At 44.7% G+C, this 22807-nt stretch carries 23 protein-coding genes; 2 read left to right on the top strand and 21 right to left on the bottom strand.

What is annotated here, in order from left to right:
- Window positions 1-8: 8 nt before the first annotated feature.
- The 14 genes from ICN22_RS05105 to ICN22_RS05040 all read right to left on the bottom strand — a co-directional run bounded on the left by ICN22_RS05105 (window position 9) and on the right by ICN22_RS05040 (window position 13524).
- Window positions 9-1073, bottom strand: a complete 1065-nt coding sequence (locus ICN22_RS05105) for a phytoene/squalene synthase family protein (RefSeq protein ID WP_369411564.1) — start codon at window positions 1071-1073, stop codon at window positions 9-11.
- On the bottom strand, window positions 1063-2622 hold the full coding sequence (locus ICN22_RS05100; protein WP_216169178.1) for a phytoene desaturase: 1560 nt from the start codon (window positions 2620-2622) through the stop codon (window positions 1063-1065). Before ICN22_RS05100 ends, ICN22_RS05105 begins: the two co-directional genes overlap by 11 nt.
- A 60-nt stretch (window positions 2623-2682) precedes the next feature.
- Window positions 2683-3726, bottom strand: coding sequence for a photosynthetic reaction center cytochrome PufC (gene pufC / locus ICN22_RS05095; RefSeq protein ID WP_216169177.1), 1044 nt, complete (start codon window positions 3724-3726; stop codon window positions 2683-2685).
- On the bottom strand, window positions 3723-4721 hold the full coding sequence (pufM, locus tag ICN22_RS05090) for a photosynthetic reaction center subunit M (protein WP_216863481.1): 999 nt from the start codon (window positions 4719-4721) through the stop codon (window positions 3723-3725). Before pufM ends, pufC begins: the two co-directional genes overlap by 4 nt.
- 32 nt (window positions 4722-4753) lie before the next feature.
- On the bottom strand, window positions 4754-5578 hold the full coding sequence (pufL, locus tag ICN22_RS05085) for a photosynthetic reaction center subunit L (RefSeq protein WP_215354086.1): 825 nt from the start codon (window positions 5576-5578) through the stop codon (window positions 4754-4756).
- Between the two features lie 99 nt (window positions 5579-5677).
- Entirely contained in the window at window positions 5678-5854 is a 177-nt protein-coding gene (gene pufA / locus ICN22_RS05080; protein WP_071608677.1) for a light-harvesting antenna LH1, alpha subunit, read from the bottom strand.
- A 10-nt stretch (window positions 5855-5864) separates the two neighbouring features.
- A complete protein-coding gene (locus ICN22_RS05075) occupies window positions 5865-6086 on the bottom strand; it encodes a hypothetical protein (protein WP_216169176.1) in 222 nt (73 codons plus the stop codon).
- A 50-nt stretch (window positions 6087-6136) separates the two neighbouring features.
- A complete protein-coding gene (gene pufB / locus ICN22_RS05070) occupies window positions 6137-6283 on the bottom strand; it encodes a light-harvesting antenna LH1, beta subunit (protein WP_046330418.1) in 147 nt (48 codons plus the stop codon).
- 123 nt (window positions 6284-6406) lie between these two features.
- Window positions 6407-7864 carry a chlorophyllide a reductase subunit Z gene (bchZ, locus tag ICN22_RS05065; protein ID WP_216169175.1) on the bottom strand — a complete coding sequence of 486 codons (1458 nt, stop codon included), beginning with the start codon at window positions 7862-7864 and terminating at the stop codon, window positions 6407-6409.
- Entirely contained in the window at window positions 7864-9387 is a 1524-nt protein-coding gene (bchY, locus tag ICN22_RS05060; RefSeq protein WP_216169174.1) for a chlorophyllide a reductase subunit Y, read from the bottom strand. Before bchY ends, bchZ begins: the two co-directional genes overlap by 1 nt.
- Before the next feature lie 14 nt (window positions 9388-9401).
- Window positions 9402-10409 carry a chlorophyllide a reductase iron protein subunit X gene (locus ICN22_RS05055; RefSeq protein WP_216169173.1) on the bottom strand — a complete coding sequence of 336 codons (1008 nt, stop codon included), beginning with the start codon at window positions 10407-10409 and terminating at the stop codon, window positions 9402-9404.
- Window positions 10406-11356, bottom strand: a complete 951-nt coding sequence (gene bchC, locus ICN22_RS05050; protein WP_216169172.1) for a chlorophyll synthesis pathway protein BchC — start codon at window positions 11354-11356, stop codon at window positions 10406-10408. The genes ICN22_RS05055 and bchC overlap by 4 nt, the downstream gene beginning before the upstream one ends.
- Window positions 11357-11436: 80 nt before the next feature.
- Complete coding sequence (locus ICN22_RS05045; RefSeq protein ID WP_216169171.1) at window positions 11437-12600, bottom strand: methyltransferase; 1164 nt, start codon at window positions 12598-12600, stop codon at window positions 11437-11439.
- 18 nt (window positions 12601-12618) lie between these two features.
- Window positions 12619-13524 carry a polyprenyl synthetase family protein gene (locus ICN22_RS05040; protein ID WP_216169170.1) on the bottom strand — a complete coding sequence of 302 codons (906 nt, stop codon included), beginning with the start codon at window positions 13522-13524 and terminating at the stop codon, window positions 12619-12621.
- Between the two features lie 142 nt (window positions 13525-13666).
- On the opposite strand from ICN22_RS05040, the gene ICN22_RS05035 reads away from it, so the two are divergent.
- The gene (locus ICN22_RS05035) at window positions 13667-14524 is read left to right on the top strand and encodes an alpha/beta fold hydrolase (protein WP_216169169.1); all 858 of its coding nucleotides are present in this window, start codon (window positions 13667-13669) and stop codon (window positions 14522-14524) included.
- Window positions 14525-14650: 126 nt separating this feature from the next.
- Here the strand turns inward: ICN22_RS05035 and ICN22_RS05030 are convergent, their stop codons facing one another.
- Window positions 14651-16465 carry a VWA domain-containing protein gene (locus ICN22_RS05030; RefSeq protein WP_216169168.1) on the bottom strand — a complete coding sequence of 605 codons (1815 nt, stop codon included), beginning with the start codon at window positions 16463-16465 and terminating at the stop codon, window positions 14651-14653.
- On the bottom strand, window positions 16462-17496 hold the full coding sequence (gene bchI, locus ICN22_RS05025) for a magnesium chelatase ATPase subunit I (protein WP_216169167.1): 1035 nt from the start codon (window positions 17494-17496) through the stop codon (window positions 16462-16464). Before bchI ends, ICN22_RS05030 begins: the two co-directional genes overlap by 4 nt.
- A 231-nt stretch (window positions 17497-17727) precedes the next feature.
- Between bchI and ICN22_RS05020 the strand changes: the two genes are divergently transcribed.
- Window positions 17728-19497 (top strand): ABC transporter transmembrane domain-containing protein, encoded by a 1770-nt coding sequence (locus ICN22_RS05020; RefSeq protein WP_216169166.1) that lies wholly within the window; start codon window positions 17728-17730, stop codon window positions 19495-19497.
- A 257-nt stretch (window positions 19498-19754) separates the two neighbouring features.
- Here ICN22_RS05020 and ICN22_RS05015 read toward each other — a convergent pair whose 3' ends face one another.
- From ICN22_RS05015 to queD, 5 genes are all read right to left on the bottom strand, one after another.
- Window positions 19755-20168: a BLUF domain-containing protein gene (locus ICN22_RS05015; protein WP_216169165.1), complete on the bottom strand. Its 414-nt coding sequence runs from the start codon at window positions 20166-20168 to the stop codon at window positions 19755-19757.
- A 96-nt stretch (window positions 20169-20264) separates the two neighbouring features.
- On the bottom strand, window positions 20265-20906 hold the full coding sequence (locus tag ICN22_RS05010; protein WP_255533843.1) for an SOUL family heme-binding protein: 642 nt from the start codon (window positions 20904-20906) through the stop codon (window positions 20265-20267).
- Window positions 20907-20915: 9 nt separating this feature from the next.
- A complete protein-coding gene (locus ICN22_RS05005; protein ID WP_216169164.1) occupies window positions 20916-21860 on the bottom strand; it encodes an LD-carboxypeptidase in 945 nt (314 codons plus the stop codon).
- Window positions 21857-22312, bottom strand: a complete 456-nt coding sequence (tadA, locus tag ICN22_RS05000; RefSeq protein WP_216169163.1) for a tRNA adenosine(34) deaminase TadA — start codon at window positions 22310-22312, stop codon at window positions 21857-21859. Before tadA ends, ICN22_RS05005 begins: the two co-directional genes overlap by 4 nt.
- Window positions 22313-22320: 8 nt before the next feature.
- Entirely contained in the window at window positions 22321-22785 is a 465-nt protein-coding gene (gene queD / locus ICN22_RS04995; protein WP_216169162.1) for a 6-carboxytetrahydropterin synthase QueD, read from the bottom strand.
- Window positions 22786-22807 lie beyond the last annotated feature (22 nt).

The raw sequence follows: 22807 nt of genomic DNA, 5'->3' as shown, positions 1-22807 counted from the left end.
ATAGAGTTTTAGGCTTGTTGCTGAGCCTTAGCGTAAAAGCTTGCTGTTTTTCGGAGTTCCACTTTTTCAAGTAGCCCTACAACCCAAATTAATCTTTCTTCGACACTACCGGTGTAATGAGCATAAGGCTCTTCTGGCCTGACGACATCAACCAAAAACTGAATAGAAGTAATCTGACTGAAGCTACGGTCTGGTTTAGCGGTAAAAATAGCGGTTCTAAATGCCTTCACGAGCAAGAGCAGCTTTCTCTTTTTTGAGACTACCGCACGTCGAGAAACTGAATCATAGGCTTGTCGCTCTACCTGACGACTGATTTCTGAGTAAATAAAACTAGCGGCAGCAATTGCTGACCTACAGTTACGCGGTAAGCCAGAGAATCCAAAGGAAGAGCGGCTATAAAGGTCGTCTGCATAAGTGATAAGCCTTTTAACTACTCTAGATAGTGCGGGACTGAATTGCGGATTGAGCAGCCACTGATCCGGATCAATGCCCTCCTCTTGAAGCCACTGCTTTGGCAAGTAGAGTCGTTGATTTTTTGCATCTTCGCCGACATCTCTAGCGATATTACTCAATTGCATTGCTAAGCCAAGCTCGCATGCCCTCTCTAAGACTGCGCGATCTCTGACTCCCATAATTAAAGTCATCATGACTCCTACGGTAGAGGCTACTCTTGCCGAATAATCACAAAGCTCTTCTATCGTGTCGTATTGCCTGCCATGACGATCCCATCTGAATCCCTCAATTAGAGCCTCTAGCAGCTCCCTAGGAATCAAGAATCGTTCAACCACTAAAGCCAGCGCTCTGTCTGCAGGAATATCAGCAGGATTCTGCGCATAAATACAATCGAGTCGATACTCAATTTGTTTGATGACATCATCTGGCGCATTGGGATCATCCACCATGTCATCTAGCAGACGGCAGAAAGCGTAAAGAGCAATTGCAGAATCCCGAATTTTGCTGGGCAATATTCGTGAGGCAGAGAAAAATGACTTGGAGCCTTCTTTCATGAGATCTTCGCAAATATGAAGATCTTGCTGAAATCCAAATTCAGCGGTAATCGCTCTATCGTGCACGGCTGCCTGTAAGCTTGACAGGTTCGATTAAGAAATCAAGCGCTTTTGCCGAAGATAGCACTCCAGGTATGCCGGCGCCAGGATGGGTACTTGCCCCAACCATGTAAAGACCCTCAATATCTTCACTACGATTGTGCGGTCTAAACCAAGCACTTTGAGTTAGGAGTGGCTCTAATCCAAATGCTGCACCCTTAAATGACAAAAGCCTATCTTTGAAATCCTCTGGAGTCATCACAAAGGACTCAACTAGATTTTCTTCTAAGCCAGGTAAAACTGTCTCTTCCAGCATGGTTGCAATGGCCTGCCTATAGGGCTCAGCCTCTTTTTTCCAATCTGTACCGCTATCTAAATGGGGTACTGGAGATAAAACATAAAATGTGTCACAGCCCTCTGGTGCCAGACTAGGGTCGGTAGCAGTTGGACGATGTAGATAAAGACTGAAATCTTTTGCTAAATGATGGCGTTTAAAAATATCCTCTAGCAATTCTTTATAACGCTTGCCAAGCAACATCATGTGATGCGGGATTTGTGGGTACTTTTTCTTAGTTCCAAAATACCAAACAAATAAACTCATGGAATACTTTCCATTGTTTACTTTTCTATCAGTCCAAATTTTTCTATGCTGCGGCTCAATCAGATTTTTGTAAGTCCATGCGGTATCTGCATTTGATACCACCTTGTCCGCGTAGATTACCTCACCATTTTCTAAGGTGACACCAGTGACCTTGCGATCGACTATATTGATTTTCTTGACTGTGCTGTTATAGCGAATAGGGACATCAAGCCCCTCTAATAAGCCTACCAATCCCTTGACAATCGCACCAGTGCCACCCATCGCTGAATGCACACCCCATTTACTCTCTAGGGAATTAATCAAGGCATATACAGCTGTTACTGAAAATGGATTGCCGCCAATCAGCAAAGGATGAAAGCTCATGACCTCTCGAAGCTGAGGATCTTTCATATGCTTAGCCACTAGACTGTAAAGAGTTTCCCATGCCCGCATTTTGATTAGACTTGGAAATGCCTTTGCAAGATCCGCCAGATTATCAAAGGCGACATCGCCTAACTCTTCAAAACCTAACTTATAACGATATTTGGCATCCTCTAGAAAGCGCAAATAACCCGGCAAATCCTTGGGATTAAATTTACTAACCTCCCGCTTCATTTGCTCCAAATCACCTGTGTAATTAAAGATCCGTCCATCAGCAAATCGTATTTGATAGAAGGGATCCATGGCACGAAGATCAACATCATCAGCCATTTTTTTACCGCACATCTCCCACAACTCTTCCAACAGAAATGGGGCAGTAATGATGGTAGGGCCAGCATCAAAGGTAAAGCCATTCTTTTTGTGAACGAATGCCCTACCCCCTGGACTTTCAAGCCGCTCTAATACTTGTACTTGATACCCTTTTTTTGCCATGCGAATGGCGGAAGCTAGACCCCCAAATCCTGAGCCAATGACTAAAACACGCTCAGCATGATTGCCGTCATGAAGGTTTGTGATTTGCCCTGGAATCTTAAATAGATCGACCTTTTGGTCCATCACACTTCCTTTAGTGAAATCCCCCTCTTGCTCTCAATGAGCAAGAGGGGGGGGTTTACATCAATTCTTAGAACTATGAATACTATCGGCCGGTTTAGTTTTGGCAGGAACAAGATATGGATAATCTTTGACCATGCTTTGTCCTAAGAGAGGCTTATTTACACCCTGATGGCAAGTGGCGCAATTGGCTTTGGCTACATCACCATCTGGTCCCTTACGGTTATCAGGGAAAGTAGATGCTAATGAATCTATATAGTTGGTATTGACATCTTTCAGCATCTGAATACCATGCCAAGCTTGTATACGTTGTGGCGTACTCTGCTCCCAACTACTAAAGGCGCGACTGTTATGACAGTACGTACAATTGACCCCGAGAGAGTTTGACATGTGCGACATCACGCCATAAACACTCTCGGTACTTTGTAGAGTTGCTTTATGTCCATTAGGCAATGCATCACTCCCAATAACACGCGCTGCACCGGCACCGGCCACGAAGTAGCTTCCAAAGGTGTTATTAGGTAAGGAGGCATAGGCACTACCTGCCGTTGGATCATTTTGACCATTCTTATTACCCAGCATATTACCGCCACGTTTTTCGACTGTATTGAACCAAACATTTTGCGGGATGTTATTACCACGGTGACAGGTATAGCAAGTTACACCTGTAGTTTTCACGTGATTATTCCAAGTGCCATTGATCTCTTGATTCATCAAGATCATTTTTCTAGCAACAGTCTTGGTGTACATAGAATCATCGGCAAAGTTTTGAACGTTATGACAGTAAGCACAACCTTCTTTTGGAGCAACCCAAGCTGTCATAGACACCATGAAAGCGCTGAACTGAGCAGCACTTAAGTTATTAAGCACCTTCACATTCTGGTAAACAGCCCCAGCCTTAGGTCCATCAGCCGATGCCGGAATACCCGCTGGCATTTCATTGAGCTTGGCCAGTTGAGCATCTGTTCTTGGATTATTAATCTCAGCCATACCAGTGCCTCGGAAGCCCGTTTGCTTTGATTCTATTGGCGGCCGCTCACATGCGGTCAGCATTAAGATACCCAGAATTCCGAATATGACTGTTAATTTATGACGTAGGTTCTTCATTTTTTCTCTCCTATAGCAATTGGAGCAACGGGCGCTGTAAGGGCAGGATCCGTCATCGTTCCATATATTGCTGGATAAGCGGGTGCTATGTCGTGCTTCACACCCCATAAATACCAGTTATCAACTACTGTTCCAGTTAATAGAATGCCGATACCACCGGTCAGCGGTGTCAGTATTGCAAACCACCAGGCCCAGCGGTGAATAGATTCCATAGTTGCATTGAAGCCCATGGTCCATCTCCAAAACAGTGCGGCCCGCTCTGAAGCTGTACCACGATCAACAATCTGTTCGATTTCACGCTCTCCACCAAACCGGCTCACCGCCAGAATGGTTGCACCGTGCATTGCGAATAACAGAACAGATCCATATAAGAAAACAATCGAGAGCATATGGAAAGGGTTATAAAACAAATTTCCGTAGCGAATCGAGAGAGCTGCCGTCCAGTCCAAGTGAGAAAAAATACCGAATGGCACTCCTTCACTCCAGCTACCCATTAATACAGGTCGAATCAGACCGAGCACTAAAAATAACCAGATTGCGGAAGCAAATGCCCAAGGTACATGGTTACCCATACCAAGTGCTTGTGCACGGCGGAAAGTTCTGAACCACCACAACATAATGGAAATCGTAGAAAAAAGACCCACAATCAGCCACCAGCCACCTTCATTTAAAGGCGGAAAGCTAAGGCCATATTTTGGCGAGGGAGCATCTAGGGAAAGCCAGAACAGTTTTCTGACAAACTGAAGTGGATTCCACCCTACTTGGGCCCACATATTCATACCAATGATGAAAAATGCCGTCATGCCGAACATGAGTGATGCGACACCAAGCCGTCCCAGATAAATCGGTCCAAGCTGAGCATTGCCTAGGCGACCCAGTAAATGGCTTACGCTAATTGAGCGAGTTCGCTCACGCATATCGTATGCGTTAATGGGCACGCCATGACTAGCAGGTCCAGTTACTTGAGTTTGAGTAAATAAGTTTTGATATTCCATAATGCTCTCCGCATATTTAATTCAGCTGAAAACTACCCCCAGATAGGCAAATTCAACCACCACGTCCACCACTCAGGCCATCCCTTTGTCCAGAAAGGCCCGCTGATCACGATACAAACTGCACTCCAAAAGACGGCTGCTAATGCCAGGAATAAACCGAGACGGTGAATTCCTAAGGTTCCTACTGAATAACCAATAATGTCTCTGAAGAAAGTATCTTCATGCTCTGGAGTTCTGACAGTCTTACCAGCAGCAGGATTGGTCGAAGATAGAACCAAAGCACCATGTAGAGCAAGCGCCAAGGTTGTGGTGAAAAATAAGGTCACCGCAATCATGTGAGCCGGGTTGTAATGAAAGTGTAGGTATTGATAACCCGTATTGGATACCCAATCTAGGTGACTCAATATTCCATACGGGAATCCATGCCCCCATGCGCCCATCAGTACTGGGCGAATTACCACTAAGCTAAAGTACGCAAAAATTGCCATACTAAAAGCCAGCGGCACATGCAGACCCATACCCAGTTTTCTGGAAATCTCTACCTCGCGCAAAGCCCATGATCCGAATGCACCCAAAGCACAAATCGTAATGATTTGCCAAAGTCCGCCCTCCATCATAGGGGCTGGCCCGAGACCATACTTCAGATCGGGCGGAGCAATATTAATTAGCCAGGGATTAAAAACCCCTACCTGAGAGGTTCCCCAAAAAATCATTGCAGTCCCTAGAAACGTAAAGAAGACTGTAGTGACACCAAAAAATCCCACGTAAAACGGGCCTACCCAGAAATCAAATAGATCTCCACCGATAAGTGTCCCGCCGCGTACGCGGTATTTCTTTTCAAAGTTGAGCATGGCCATTTTGCGCTCCTTGAACTATGAGATTTTTTCTCATAATTAATTAATATTGCGTAGACGAATCACTATTGCTAGAAATTCGTCTACGGTTTGTACATCTACTTACTTCTTCGCTGCAGAGATTGCTGCTTTGTACTGCTCTTGACTCATGCCATCCAACCATTTGTATTGAACGGTGCTCAATAAAATGAGATGAATCATCGCTGCCAAAGCAAAGAGAAAAACTCCTTGGGCAACCATTGCACGTAGTGGGTCGTATAACTTCCAAATTCTCCACATAATATTTCTCCTAATTTAAGTAAGACATAAAGCCGTAAACACCTGACTCCACTGATTTGAAGAATGATCCCCCATCAGATCCAGAAAATAACCACGCTTTCTGGGAGGCAGGTAACACAACCAAAAAGAGAGCTGCCATAAAGATCACTACATAGCTAATGACAAAAATGATCTTGAACGACACCGTGTCGGGTAGATGATTCTTATGGATTAAATCCGTATTGGTCTTCATATAAAACACTCCTTTTAGTTGAATCTATTTACTATGTACTTACTGCTGCATCAAAAGAACCATGGACGCCATGCCCATACAAGTATGTGCGCGACGACAGCGATGGCAGTAAATCCAAGTAGACCTTGCACATAAAATGCATGGAATTCTTGAGCTTCTGCATCGGTAAGCCCAGATATAGATCTGTTTTCACTCATGATGACTACTCCTTGAGACTGACCTTACGGTCTTTTCCACATCACCCCTGTAGATTTGGGGATACGGCTTTACTACGCCATATACGTTTAGCCTTTTATTAAGGCAATTTCTTTTATCGAAAGTCATACTGTCTCTCCACTCAGGTGGGATAGCGTGGACTTCTGAACACAATCGACTGTCACTCTTTCAATATTTTGTTTGCGAGCCTCAAACTCAGCTTCGTCACGGATTCTTTTGGCAGCTGAAATTTGTGTGAGCACAGGCTGATTACTAATTAATTTGTTCATTAATGCTTGGGCTTCTTCTTCCCAAGGAATAGAGGCGATCTGGCCTTGTATTCTTGCTGGGGTTGGATCCACCTTATCCATCTCTGTTCCCAAGGGGAGGATGTGAAAGAGCGCATCAAATAATGAGTTACACACTTCTTGAATCAGATAGACCGCTCCGGAATAACCCATAAACGGTGTACCGGTATGGCGACGAATAATCGCGCCAGGAAAGGAGGCCGGAATATATGAGAAACGTGCATTCACTTCGCTTCCGTACATCCGTTCGTTATAACTACCAAACATGACCAATGGTGTTTTCTTCTGCACTAGATCTCTTACTTCGACGTTATTCGTTTTATTACCAGGCAATCTAGAGACGGCAAAGTTACAAGGAAGGCCCATCTCATCTTCCAAGAAATTACGTACGCCACGGGTATAGGTTTCGTTAGCAACGATGGCAAAACTGGCTGTACCAAAGAAGTCTTGGGTTACAGAGCGCCATAAATCCCATGCTGGCTTGAGTGTGGTGTGCTTTTCTTTTTCAATAAAGCCTTCCACATCAATCTCGCAGAGTTCACCCAGCTTACGCAGGAATGCAGTGGTCGATTGCATACCAATCGGTGCCTGTAAATAAGGGCGCTCAAGAGTCTCACACAATAAGCGTCCGTATTCGCGATACATACAGATATTGACATCTGCATTGACTAACTTAGCCACATCGGCCAGATGGGAGCTCAATGGGAACACCATATTGACCTCTGCCCCTACACCCTCTACCAGGCGTCGAATTTCTGCAAGGTCGCTGTATAAATTAAAGCTGCCATAGGCTGGACCAATAATATTGACCCTAGGCTTTTCACCCTCCGCCCTCACGCGCTGTGGAATTTTCTTGAGTCCATACTCCGTCCATAACCAATTCATGGCACGGTTAGCGCACTGCCACTGATCTTCATCGATCGTTCTTGGTAAGAAACGCTTAATGCCGGTACCTTCAGGTGTTACACCGCCGCCAATCATTTCAGCAATAGAGCCTGTAACTACCACTGCTGGTAAATTGGGGTCGAGCACCTTGTGTGCCCGCTTCATTGATTCTTCTGTGCCTTCTCTACCCAGCTGTTCTTCCGCTAATCCTGTAACCACAATCGGTAACTCATGTGGCGGTAATGCATCGGTGTAATGCAGTACTGAGGTGACGGGTAAATTCTCACAGCCAACGGGCCCATCAATCACTACCTGCAGCCCCTTGATAGCTGTAAAGACATAGACAGCTCCCCAATAGCCGCCGGCGCGATCGTGGTCAATGACTAGCATTAGCCCATCTCCTCCGCTTTTTGCTTAGCGATTGCCTTTTCTAACTTGCGGCGAACTTCAGCTTTAAATTCAGGGCGATCTACGGGCATGTCTTCCCAAACACCAGTTGTATGCTCGGTACCGACGCCTTCAAAGAATTCAGTCATGTTATTGAATCGCTCTTTATTAGCCAGGGCGGCATTCACAACCTGAGCTAATGAACCTGCACCTGCAGCACCCATTAGCGGCCGTGCAGAAATTAAATTCGTGAAATACAAGGATGGTATTGCCAATTCTTTTGCTTTTTGAACCACTGGCGTAGTTCCAATCACCAAGTCTGGAGAAAACTCTTTCATTGCGGCAAGGTCTTGCTCGAGAGAAGCGCGGTATTGCACATGTATGCCTCTGGATTCGAGCCAATCTAAGTCCTTACTGCTCCAAACTGTTTTTGGACAAGCTGTGCCAACATAGCGAACATCTGCTCCACTCTCAACCAATAGCCTGGCAACTAACAACTCTGAACCCTCATAGCCGCTCACAGTGATTCGACCTTTAATAGGCTTAGCACTTAAGGCTGCCTTGATCATCGGTAAAAACTTGGTTTTTGCATTACCAATTTTTTCAGCACTGACACCACAAGCATTGCCTATCTCATCTAACCAGTCCGCTGTACCGTCATAGCCGATGGGTGCAGATCCGACAATTTGTCTACCAGCAGTCTGAAACTCACGAATACTCGCTGTATAAAAAGGATGAATGGCAGCAACTACTTTGGAATCCATTGCTTGATACAGTTCACGCCACTCTCTGGTGGGAACAACAGTTCCAACAGCTAAGCCCATGGGCTCAATCATCATCCCGATACTGATGGGATCTACCGGGAACATTTCACCAAGTAAGGTGATGGTTGGTTTTTCGGATACGCCATTACGAGGCGCTTGGACTGGGCCACTCTCGATTTCATTACGGGCATAGCGCAACATAGCGCTCGCTAAAACATCTTTTGCTTCGGCATGGGTAGGAACTCCAAAGCCAGGAACATCGATACCAATGATGCGGACACCATTAATTTCTTTTGGTAGTAATTGGAGTGGTACACCGCTAGCTGTTGGCACACATAAATTAATGATGACAATCGCATCGTAGAGCTCAGGGTTAGCCTCTTTGTAAACGGCATCACGGATATCTTCGAATAACTTACCGGTTACTAAAGATTCAGAATTAAATGGTACGTAACCTACGCTGCGGCGTGCGCCATAAAAATGTGAGGTAAAAGTTAAACCATACACACAGCACGCAGAGCCCGACAGAATGGTAGATGTGCGACGCATTCTTAAGCCAACTCGCAATGATCCAAATGCAGGACACATACTCTGCGGTTGATCATGCGGCCCTTTTGGATAATCTTGAGCATATTGACCCAAAATTTCACTCTTATTGGCGGTTTTTGCTGCGGCAAGCAATCCTTCTGCACCAGAGTGACAAGCAATCCCCGATACATCGGCAGATGCATTTTGAATTGGGATTACTTTGGATGATTTCATTTGGCTCTCAGTCTCTATGCTTTGTCATAAATGACTTCGAGGGTTGGCTTGATCACCTCATTTTTGCCAACCATGTCAAAAATAGTTGCAGGCTCTAGTACGACATTTCTACCGACTTGGCTTGCAGAAAATAGTCCCAGCAAATCATCTGGAGCCATTGGTTTTGGTCTAACAGGTGGGGCCTCAGCAACATTTTTAGCCAACTCTTCAAAGAGTGGGCCCCATTGCGAATCTGGTCTACCGATGATTTCGTAACTAGCACTCTTTCTTCTAATATCGTCATTCGCAGGAATAACAGAAAGAACGGGAATTCCAACGTTTTCAGCAAAGGCAGTCGCTTCACCAGTACCATCATCACGGTTGATGACCATACCAGCGACACCTACATTGCCACCGAGCTTCCTAAAATACTCCACTGCAGAACAAACATTGTTTGCTACATAGAGAGACTGCAAATCATTACTTGCTACAACGATGACTTTCTGGCACATATCGCGAGCAATTGGAAGGCCGAAGCCACCGCACACTACGTCGCCCAAGAAATCGAGTAGTACATAGTCAAAGCCCCAATCATGAAAGCCAAGCTTTTCTAGGGTTTCAAAGCCGTGAATGATTCCGCGTCCACCGCATCCCCTACCCACCTCAGGTCCACCCAATTCCATGGCGTATACACCATCGCGTTTAAAGCAGACATCGCCGATTTTGACTTCTTCACCAGCTAATTTTTTCTTAGAGGATGTCTCGATGATGGTTGGGCATGCCTTACCACCAAAGAGCAATGAAGTTGTATCACTTTTTGGATCACAACCAATTAGCAGTACTTTTTTACCTTGCTGCGCCATCATATAAGACAGATTGGCTAAGGTAAAACTTTTACCGATACCACCCTTGCCATAAATGGCAATGATTTGAGTTTCTTTTTTGATCTCGCCGGTATGAACCTGATCAGGTTCGATAGCGGCCTCTTTTTTTAATGCTGCGAATTGAATCGTAATTTCTTTTGGGACGCTTGGTGCGTTCATGATGCTTCTCTCCAGTCAACAATCATTTTGAGACAGTTTGGATCCTCAAATGCGGTGTGATAAGCCTCACCAATTGAACTTGGGGTTCTGTGATGCGTAATTAATCCCTGCAGATTGAGGTGTCCGCTGGAGATCATTTGTTTAACATCGGCTAAATCCTGTGGCGCCCACTGAGCGGCAATTCGAAATCTTGCCTCTTTCATGAAAGCCTGAGGAAAGTTAAATTGAATATCTTTGTTGTAAAAGCCAGCCAAGGTAATTTCTCCGCCTGGCAAGAGCTGCCCAACTAATGAATTTAAGACGTCTACCTGACCGCTAGCATCGCAAATATTTTTGTACTTACTTTCTTGATCTTCGCTTGGATGAACGACGGTATAACCATCAGCCTTTCCCATACGATCAGAGTTAATTTCCCAAACAACCGGGTGGCCACCTAACATCACTGCAATTCTGGCGATCAAGCGACCTAGTACGCCATGCCCAACAATCAGATCTGGCTGTAAAGCCTTCTTACCTTGGGTCACGTGATACGCAGTTGCTGCTAGAGCCAGCAATACACCCTCCTCACCAATTGTTTCTGGGAGGGCAATAATTCGTTCGCTTGGCACCACAACATGGGAAGAGGCTCCACCAAACAACCCCTTCACATCACCAAAGCATTTAGCACCAGGTACGAACACCCGTTGATTCAAGCTAAATTTGGATTTTTTGCCGACTTTAGTAATGCGGCCAACCGACTCATATCCAGGCACTAATGGGTAGCCCATACCGGGGAAATCAGGCATGGTTCCATTCCAAAGTAATTTTTCTGTCCCAGTGCTGATTCCGCTCCACTCAATCTGCACAACAACGTCCTCATCCCTTGGCTCATCAAGCAAAAGACGCTTCAAGCGAAGCTCGCCTGGAGACTCTAGTAAGACTGCTGTTGAATGAAGTTGACTGGGCATTTGTATATTTTTATTTACTTTGCTGTATGTAAACTAATTTATACATATTATAGGATGTGCGCATTAGTACTTACCCTAAATTAACGACTAATTAACAAAACTTGAGCATTAATTGGCATATGGGAAGGAAGAACCTCCACTTTTTTAAAGCCTGAATCGATTGCCAAGGCTGAAATCTCAGAAATACTCCTAGGTTTGCCTCGACCCATTGCCAGCAAATAAAACCCAAAATAAGCCCGTCCCATCGCAGGATGGCCCGGCGTATCAGCCATTGGCTCAGCAATTAGAAGCTTTCCATTGGGTGGAAGTGCTTCAAAAATCGAACACAAAAGAATTTTGACTCGCGCATCATCATGATCAAAGATCACTCGAATCAAAGTAATTAAATCAGCACCTTGAGGCAGTGGATCCTTAAAAAAATCCCCACCAAATACCTGAATATCTTTTTGTTGATGGTCTTTTAAAAAGCTATCTTGTGCAAGCTGAGCTACGCCTGGGAGATCAAATAATTTTCTCTGTAAGTGAGGCGCATTCAGATGTACACGCTTTAAAAAAGTTCCTTGACCACCACCAACGTCCAGAAGACATTGGTGGTTCGAGAAATCATATGCATCGACTACTTGATCAGCGACTAAGGGCAATGATGCTGACATTAAATCGGAATAATTTTTTACACGGTCTTTATCCAATAAAGATTCTTGTTCTTTTTCATCCTCAGAAACATAAGGCCAAAATTTTTCTAGACTTTTATTTTTAATTCCACCGGATAGCAATAGCAAAGGATCTTTAAGATCTTCATACAGCACGGTGTGATGCTCGATCATGGCGGACAATGCGGTGTTACCCACAATTGGAGCACCAAGTGTTCCTAGACCGTACCGTTGATGAGAGCGCAGCTCAAGTAGATTAATAGATACAGCGCCATCGAGTAGCTTCTGTAGTGCGCCCAACTCAAGACTGCAATTATTTTTAATGGAACCAATGCCTAGTGGGCCATTTTTTAAGAGATTGAATATATTTATGCGAACGCAAGCCAGCAGTATTTGTGTATAGACAAATCCAGCCATTAGATCAAAAAGTTGATTGGCTCTTTTCTTTGCAATTCGATTGAGAAACGGAATTTTTGAAACTGCATTTTGAAAGCGACTATTTGCAATCAACTGGTCTCTGTAGATGCAGAGCTTTTCCCAAAGACTATATTCGCTCTGACTTACATTGATCACGGCTGACTCTAGGGATGACATGCTTAGTATTGATTCAGTCTAAGCAAATTGCCTTTGAGCAACAACGGCAATATGTCTTTCATCATTCTGAAACCATGAAGATGGGAGAAGTCTCTCCGCCTCAAATGCCACCAGCCTTTTTAAAGCAACGTCTCCTTTGCAACTCGGTATTGAGGAGATGGCCTTTCCAACCAGAGTATCAAAATGCTCAACAGCGCCATTGAGTCCCAATTCTTTTGCAGAGCTTGGGCGATGATGTTCTTCATCTTGGCCTGATGGTTTGCCCAGAAACTGAGCATCTCCCAATACATCACGAATATCGTCAGCAATTTGATAGGCCTCACCTAGCCATTCGCCCAAGCCCATCCAGGTTTGTGCATCGGCCCCAGCAGCTTGTGCGCCGCTCGCTGTTGCGGCAGCAAACAGAGCTCCTGTTTTTGATCTTTGGTAGTCGCTCAGCACTGCCTGTGATTCACACTCCCACGATTGGCCGGCAATAATTCCGAAGGGTGCCCCTACTCCCTCAGAGATTGTTTTGATAATGGGAGCTAAACGCTGCGCAGATCTTCTAGAAGCAGCAGCAACTGTTTGGTATGCCATCACAATCAGGGCATCACCCGCTAGCACCGCCAGTCGCTCTCCAAACTCTTTATGAACCGAGGTTTGACCGCGACGCATTTCTGCATCGTCAAAGCAGGGCAAATCATCATGCACCAGGGATCCGCAGTGAATCATCTCAATAGCGATTGCGCTTGCCATGGATAGTTGCGGATCATCGTTACCGCAAGCGTGAGCCACCGCTAAAGTGAGTTGCGGTCTAATGCGCGCACCACCTGGAAACACAGCATGTCTGATGGCTTTGCTCAATAAAGCCGGGCCTTTTGCCGACTCATGTGATTTCAAAGCTTGCTCTAAGGCTCTATCTAAATGCTTGAGTGGTGACATGCTCTTGCCCCTAAAAGGAATAAATTACTTTGTCAAAATAGGAATACGATTTAATATGTAAAAAAATATAGACACTATTTGGAAAGCTGTCAAACCAATTTATTCGGGTAAACCCTTAATTTTTAAATGTAAGTTGCTGAGGATGATTAAAAGATTTCCAAAAGATTGGCCCAATAGCACCTATAGCCAGGAAGTTCAGGTCGGGGATTTGTTTTGGCACGTCCAAATTGCAGGAAACTCCCCTAGTCAGCTGCTTTTACTTCACGGCACTGGGTCATCAGCACATACTTGGGGGTCAATCTTCACGGAGCTATCAAAGCATTTCACTGTGATTGCAGTTGACCTACCGGGTCATGGCTACACAAAAAACTTAGGCAATAAAACGCTGAGCCTAGATCAATTGGCCGATAAGTTAACCGACCTGAGGAATGCTTTAAAGATTGATTATTTTGATAGCATTGTTGGTCACTCTGCTGGAGCAACACTGGCCTTAAGTTACGCACTAAAAAATAAGCAGCCTAAGACGATTATTGGACTAAACCCGTCGCTCATCAGCTTGCCCAATTTTTACAATAAGTTCGTAGCACCATTTCTTAATCCGATTGTGACCTCGTCATTTTTTTTAGCCGTGTTATCAGATTTGCTGCCAAGGACAAACATGATCGATAGCCTATTGGATTCGACCAAAACAGTTCTTCCAGCAGAAAAAAGGACTTACTATAAAACCCTCTTTGAAAGTGCTGATCACCTCAATGGGTCTATGAGTTTTATGGCTGGAGCGGATATTCCAAGCCTACTAAGTCAGTGTAAGGAAATCACTTCTCGATTGACATTTATTGTCTCGGAGGACGATGGATGGATTCCAATGAAGCCACTTTGCGAGGTGATTAGAAAAGACTTTATTAGTCCTCATATCGTAGAGGTCAAAGGGGGTCATTTATTCCATGAGAAATCAGAAAAGCTAGCACTTGAATTGATTATGAGTGCCTTAACAGAATAAGAGGTGAAGTATGATCACGCTAAGTAATGTCGCACTATGCCTAGGCCTTGTAGTTGGTCTAGGGCTTTTTATGAACGCTTACCTGAAAGGCAAGAAAGTCTTAAGCAAGCTTTCTCAAAAGAAAACTTATTGAACGCTAGCAAGCTGTATAGCGGCATGCGAGATCATCTTGCCAGAGCCGCTGTAGGGTAAAGCTAAATATTGCGCAGCCATCATATTGGAAAGTTCTTGCGCTAACACTTCGGGCTGAGGCGAAGTATCAACAAATAAAACGCAGTGATTTTTTAATCTCAGCTCTTTAGCCGCTAACAGGGCATCGCTGTGAGCCTCAGATCTACCACCCACCCCCTTGAGATTCACGTTTGCCTTGCCATCACTGAGGATGACAATGATGGGTGTTAAGCCTTTTCTCTTAAGCACTATAGCCATTTCATTTGCGGCTCTAAAACCTGTTGCCAGAGGAGTTCCTCCCCCACCTGGGAGTGTTGCGAGGTTCCTCTTTGCCCTAACAAGTGATCGAGTGGGCGGCAGAATGAGTTCAGCTTTAGAGCCCCTCATCGAAAGCATGGCTACTTCATCACGACGGATATAACACTGAGCCAACAGTTGCTCCAAAGCCCCTTTTGCCTCAGCTAGGCGCTGTGTCGCAGAAGATCCCGATGCATCCACCAAGAAAATAGTGACAGTTCCCCGTCTTTTTAAATACTGCTTGATATGTAAATCTTCAGACCGAAAATCAATTTTCTTTTTTCCAGAACTGAATTGCTGTGAGCCAGCATGACTCTCGCGCACACGCTGCCAAGGAATCGCAGCCCGAATACTTTTTAAAACATCTAAGCGCCGGCCGCCTCCTGGCTGACCCTTGCGTGAACTCATTGGCCTGCCGCTGATAAAACTGTTTTGAGACTCGCCAGATTTTCCAGAAGTATGCGATGCGGCATTAGTTGAGCGAGCGCCTTTTTTAGGTTGGGCTAGGAAGTCCTTAGGGATAGATGCTGCAGCCGCTGCAACCACGATATCTTCAAGCTCTTCCTGAGATGGTGGCTGGGGATTGGGCTGCTGATCTCCATCTTCTTGAGGTTGATTGTTTTCTGGGCTCTGATCTGGGTTCTGATCTGGACTCTGATCACTACCCTCTTCATCCTTGGAGTTTTCTCCATCATCTCGGTTTGGCTGCTCTGCTTCTGGTGGTGCATGTAATATTTTGGAGTAGGTGTAGACCAAGCGCGCCGCATCAAGTACTTCTTCTTGACCCACCTCTTGCAAGCCCCTTAATGCTGCTAAGGTCTTAGCAGTCTCAACTGCAAACTGATTAGCTCTAAAAGAACTAATGCCAATCTTGAGGGCTGATTTAGTTAATACCTCAATGTAATCAATACTGCAAACTACACTGGGTAATAGATCTTTGGCATCTCGAATATCATCTATATGAATCGCTAAATTTTCTTTCATGTCAGCGAGAGAAAATTGATCAAGATAGACTTCAAAAGCCAATCTATCCATCATTCTGGGACTGAAACTATCGCCTGCAGCCTCTGATTCATCTAAAGCGATTACACCAAATTCAATGCTATGCGTATTGCCGCTATCTAAGGCTTGTGAGATTAATGCCAGCACCTGAGTATCCATGCGCTCAGCCATCGATAGTAATAAGAAATTGCCTTTCGCCTTCTCTAAAAGCCCTTTACTAAGGACTAAGGAGCCTTGATTGAGCGTGGCTTCAATATCTAAGGAGCCCATTAATTGCTCTGCAACTAGGTTGGCTGGCGCCTTGATCAGACGCGCTGCTGGAGAACACAGAGCAGAGAAATAACTGAGCCATGAATCTCTCACAGGACCAAACTGGCCTTTGAGACAGACGCCTTTAAGCCCCCGAGGATTAATCGCTACTAGCGCAGCAACGGTATTTGCATCAAACCAGGCTACTTGATCTGAATTCACTTCGATGTATCGGCAAAGAATTCTTGCATCGCGCGTTCAATGCGCACATTGGAGCTACTGTCATCCAGTGGATTACGGCGTAGGCGATGGCCTAGAGCCATAGGGGCGATTTTCTTTAAGTGCCCCAAATTGGCTTTTTTCTTTCCCTCAAATGCAGCAAGCGCTCTTACCGCTCTTAATACAGTCAGCTCCCCTCTTAAGCCGTCTGTACCCAAGTGGGCGCAAAGCTTGGTTGCCAGCTCGAGAAGGCTGTCATCAACCTCAACTTTATCCAGCATTTTTTTTGATTTACTGATTTTTTTCTTGAGCTCTAATTCTTCTTGCTGGCATTGCGCGATAAATTGCTCGGGATTGCGTTCGAACTCATCACGCTTTTTAATAATGGACACCCGCTCTTTAAAGTCTGCAGGGGTTCGCACTTCGATTGATAGTCCAAAACGGTCCAGCATTTGGGGGCGAAGCTCTCCCTCTTCAGGGTTGCCGCTTCCAATCAAAACGAAGCGTGCTGGATGTCGAATGCTCAAACCCTCACGCTCAATAATATTTTCTCCAGAGGCAGCAACGTCAATCAGGAGGTCTACCAAGTGGTCCTCAAGCAAATTGACTTCATCAATATAAAGATAGCCACGATTTGCTTTAGCCAGCAGCCCCGGCTCAAATGACTTAATGCCTTGTGTCAGCGCTTTTTCAATATCTAAGGCGCCAACTACTCTATCTTCAGTCGCCCCCAGGGGTAAGTCAACGACGGGAACGGGAATTAGCTGTGATGACAGTTTTTGTCCACTCGCTTTTTTTGCCAAACAATCAGTGCAAAGATTGCTGGAATCTGGATCACAGTGATAGTGGCAAGCGGCAACCGACTTCATCTCAGGCAATAAGGAAGCTAAGGAGCGAATAGTGGTAGATTTTCCTGTACCGCGATCTCCAAAGATCAGCACTCCACCAATGGAGGGGTCGATCGTACAGAGTATGATGGCAAGCTTCATTTCAGCTTGTGAGACTATTGCTGTGAACGGAAAATTAAGGGCCATCGCTATCCTAAGACAGATTAATATGTAGTTTGAATTTTACTTAGGTTAGTGTAACTACATGTAAGTAATAGCCCTTAATATTCCTCAATTTCACCTATTGCAAGAGTTCAAATTCAAGTCTGATTAAGCTATTTTTATAAGTTATAGCCCAGTTTTTAGGGGCTCTACCGTTCCCATACCACTACCTAAAAGCACCCCTCCACCACAGCGCATCACATAGAAAAACCATCAATGTCTGAAAACGCAATACCAGCAAGTAAAAAGCTAAAAGCCTTAAAAATACTTTTGCCATTCATAAAGCCCTATAAAAGACAACTTTTCTTTGCAGGAATTAGCTTAGTGCTCGCTGCAGCAGCAACTCTAGTCATTCCACTTTGTTTTAGAACTATCATTGACCAGGGCTTTAGTGAAGCAAGCCAAGCTCAAATAAACCGTACCTTTATTAATTTATTCGGTGCGGCAGTCGTATTGGCATTTGCTAGCTCCCTGCGTTATTACCTCGTGTCATGGCTCGGAGAAAGAATTACGTCCGATATCCGCAAGAAGGTATACGCCCACATCATTTCTCAAAGTCCTGAGTTTTTTGAGACTCAGCAAAGTGGTGAGATCCTCTCTCGCATTAACAATGACACCACCATCATTCAAATCCTTTTAGGTACTAGTATTTCAATGGCGGTGAGGAATGCATTTCTATTGCTCGGTGGTATGGCAATGATGTTCATCACCAGCATTCAACTTTCCCTACTGATTGTATTAACCCTCTTGCTTACAGTTGTTCCCATCGTCTTGATGGGGAAGAAAGTTCGGCAACTTTCTAGAAACTCGCAAGACAAAATCGCTCTTACGTCCGCAATAGCTGGAGAAAAGATTAATGCGATCTTTACGGTGCAATCTTTTGCAAACGAAGAAAAAGAAATTAAAGTCTTTAATCAATCGATTGAGAAGTCATTTTTAGCATCAATCACTCGTAGTGCTGCAAGGGGAAAGCTGACTTTTGTTGCCATCCTACTAGGCTTTACTAGCATCATCTTGGTGCTATGGCTTGGTGCTTATGCGGTCAGCAATCAAGAGATATCTGGTGGCCAACTCACCCAGTTTTTTCTTTATGCAGTCATTGTTGCTGGTGCTATAGCGGCACTATCTGAAGTTCTTGGAGATACCCAAAGGGCGATGGGTGCAGGTGAGCGACTACTGGAGCTGTTGAGCTCTCAATCCAAGGTGGTGAGCCCATCAATGCCACATATCAGGACTCAGAGTGCTGATAAGGCTATACATGTTCAGATCGAGAATCTCAGCTTTGCTTATTCATCAAACCCCAACCTCGTTCTCTCTGACATCAATCTATCGATTGAGGCAGGCGAAAAAATTGCTCTAGTGGGTCCTTCAGGATCTGGAAAAACAACTCTCTTTAAATTAATACAACGCTTCTACGATCCCCAATCGGGATGCATCAAATTTGATCATGTCGATATTAGGCAATTCAAGCTAGAAGACTTGAGAAGATTAATTGGAGTTGTGCCGCAGGACATCAGCATATTCTCTGAAAATGCCCTAGAGAATATTCGCTATGGCAAAGAAGGTGCAACTGATGATGAGGTGTATGAGGCGGCTCAGCAGGCCGCTGTAGATGAATTCATTTCAAGACTTCCAGAGCGCTATGAATCTTTTTTAGGAGATCGGGGAGTCAGATTGTCTGGCGGACAGAAGCAGCGCATTGCGATAGCAAGAGCACTACTGAAAAATCCTCCATTACTACTTTTGGATGAGGCAACAAGCTCACTGGATGCGGAATCAGAAAGGCTTGTACAACAAGCTCTTGAAATTGCCATGAAAGGCAGAACCACGATTGTGATTGCGCATAGGCTCTCTACGGTTAAGCAGGCAGATCGAATTATTGTGATGGAACATGGTCGAATTATTGAGACTGGCAACCATGCAAGCTTGATAGCCCAATCCGGGCTGTACTCACAACTAGCCAAATTACAATTTACGGATAGGTAATATCAGAGCCCGTTAGAGGGCCACTCTTCACACTCAGAAATTGAGTTTAGATACGAACCAGACGCAAGCAGTGATGGTTGAAAAAATACCAGTAAAGATCAAGATACCAGTCAGGTAAATATTTCTTGATTTATCACGTATCAAGCTCATGCGTTTCTGTTCCTTTTATATATCCGAAATTCTATTGAATTGCGAATATTAATACATTTGGCTAAACAGCGCATGGCAGCTCAATAATGCCTCTATAAAAAAACTACTCACTTCAGCAGTTTCTTACCCCCACCCTTTAGGGCAGCTAGCAGGGGGTGGTCAACTGGAAAATTAATCTCCTCAATAGCAGCGCTCACCTCGGGCAAGCCTTTGAACAATTCCTTGTCGCCCTGAAAAACCATAGTCCACTTTTCAAAATTCCTGGCGCTAATGCTTTTCCTCTCTATCAACAGAATATTTTTATGGCGATCATCTTTTTGAATTTTCTCCCACAATGCATCAATCACATCCTCTGGTCCCTCAATCACTTGACCAAATTGATTGTTTTCAAAGATGAGTGCCCCGGTAATTTCTAATCTGAGGTTTCTCAAATAAGAGTGATAGAGAAGCCGCATAAGACCCAAAAAGGACATCCCTTGAACGGGTTCACTTACATAGGTTAATTCAATAAGTTTTGACATTTCTCCATATTATGGAGGAATAATGATAGTTTCTGTAGGCATATACCCTAAAGTAAGTGCCCAAAATATTTGTGTGCCTTCGCTCTCTATCTTCGATTAATCCCGTACTGTTATGAGGATTTCATTACGACGCATAAAGGGTATAGACCAAGGAGGGTTATAGCGTGCAAATTGAGGATTTCCAATTGCCTGCCATTGTTTACTTTTGATCCACTCTTCTAATGCCTTTGTTTTTTCAAGGACTTTAGCTTCATTATAAAAACCAGAAAAGGTAATTGCAGCACGTCTTTGCGCTGGCAACTCCCGAATAGTAACCAAAGGGTTTAATGGCTTTGGTAGTGTCGCCATGGTGTACTCAGAGGGCATTACGAAAGAAAATACCCATTGATTGACGCCTTTCCCAGAATCCTTACCCGCCTCAATACCTACCGGCACGGTCATCGCAATCTTAGTGCTTCGTGCTGTTTCAATTGCTACTGGCGCAGTCATAGAAATTTTTTCACTAACTTGGTTCTGCCCAAAAATGAAAGCTGCTATCAAGCGAAATCCTTGGCTAGAGGCTGTATCTAAATCCCCCTCTACTTTGACTTCAGCAACTAACTGAGGTGCATAAGCACGAAGCTCAAAAGCTTCTGATTTTTCAATGCTAGAGAATTGAGGTTCTTCGGTTGCCATCACAGTACTCGCAATCAATATGCTAGTTAGGAATACAAGAATGCGGGAGGGGGAAATTTTCATGATCAATACTTACCAGGCTGAGTGAATAGTAAATCCCGATGCATCATATTGAATATGAGCTTGCGCACCTACCGGCAAAGTGAGCTTTTCGGTTTGATGCCCAAACGGCAATCCTGTTAATACGGGAATATTCTCAGGAAGACGTTTGCTAATCGCTTCAATGGCAGTTTTCAGCTCGTAACCACGATCATTGTCATAAAGACGATAGGCCGAGAATCCACCCAAGAGAATAGCGCCTTGATTAGCCAATATGCCTGCATCTAGTAATTGCATCAACATCCGCTCAATCCGATAGGGATGCTCATTCACATCCTCTAAAAATAAAATCCCGCCTTGAGTTTGCTGCTGATTTGGCAAGTAAGGTGTTCCAACTAAACCTGCCAACACTGTTAAGTTTCCACCCCAGAGCATTCCTGATATTTGGCCTGAGGCAGGCTTTTTTAAAAAGGGTTGCGCAGCCTGGATGGTGCAATCTAACTTACGTTGTTCAATTGCCTTCTGAAAATGTGTCCACATAAAAGCATTAGGCGTAATGTCTCCACCCTGTTCACCTTGACAAGCAAAATCAAAATTGAGCATGGGTCCAGCTAAAGTGACTGCGCCAGTTTTAGCCAACAGACCTAACTGGAAGGTGATGAAATCACTGTGCCCACAAATTTGTAGGCCGCTCTTCACAGCCTTACTAATCGCACTCCACTCAATATCTGGGAGTAGGCGATGCAATCCATAACCACCGCGCATAGCGATAACGACACTATCAGGAGAGAGCATGGCGAGTTGATTGATTTCAGCTAAGCGCTCAGCATCTGAACCAGCAAAACGTTGCTCAACTCGGCTTACGCAAGCAGTATTGAGAACTTCAATACCCTGCTTCTGAAGCCATTCGATTCCAGCTAATGGGCTGCGTGTATCTGGGCTCGCTCCAGAAGGAGCAATTAAATGAATTGACTTCAACGTCGCTCCTTAAAAAAATTACGCAGTACTTGACCGCACTCTTCACTCATGATGCCACCTTCAACCTGAGTCTGGTGGTTAATCTGCTTTTCGGAGAATACATTGAGCACGCTTCCAGCAGCTCCTGTTTTAGGATCTGCAGCGCCAAATACCACCCGCTCCACTCTGGCATGTAGCATCGCTCCGGCACACATGGTGCAGGGTTCTAGTGTGACGTAAAGAGTTGTACCAGGCAGGCGATAGTTTGATTCATCTTGGGCTGCGGTACGCAAGGCTATCATCTCGGCATGGGCGCTTGGATCACTATTGCTAATCGGCTGATTGAATCCTGTTGAGATTATTTGACCATCCCGAACCAATACAGCGCCTACAGGCACCTCACCGGCTGCACCAGCCAGCATGGCTTGGTCCAAAGCTTGTTGCATAAATTGACGATCAAGCTCTGCTTGCATATTACTTTTTATGAGTGAGAAACGTCAGCCCAACAATTGGGGGTTTCATAAAGACGAATAGATGCTAGCTTCAGTCGGCCATCAAACGCTTTTTCAAAAACAGGCTGCAACACTCTAAAGGCTGCGCTGGCTAAGTTCTCTACAGTAGGTACATGCTCCATCACTACCGTCTTGTGATTTGGGATGGAGTTTAAATAATCCACTAAACCGGCATCTTCTTTAGCCACTAAAAATGCATGATCCCAAGGCTCCACTACATATTGGTTGGTGAGACGCTTGATATCTCCAAAGTCCAAGACCATGCCATCATCCGCTTTGCCAGGATGATCTGCAATTGCACCGGTGAGCGTGACTTCAATTGCATAGCGATGGCCATGTAGATGACGACATTGACCATCATGATTCGGAATACGATGGCCTGAATCAAACTCAAGTCGACGGGTAATAGAAATAGCTTCTTGCTTAGCGCTCATTTTATTTTTTCTTAGTACTTAT

This window comes from Polynucleobacter bastaniensis, from assembly GCF_018882205.1.
Lineage (GTDB): Bacteria > Pseudomonadota > Gammaproteobacteria > Burkholderiales > Burkholderiaceae > Polynucleobacter > Polynucleobacter bastaniensis.
This window is presented reverse-complemented; position numbering and strand designations above follow the sequence as displayed.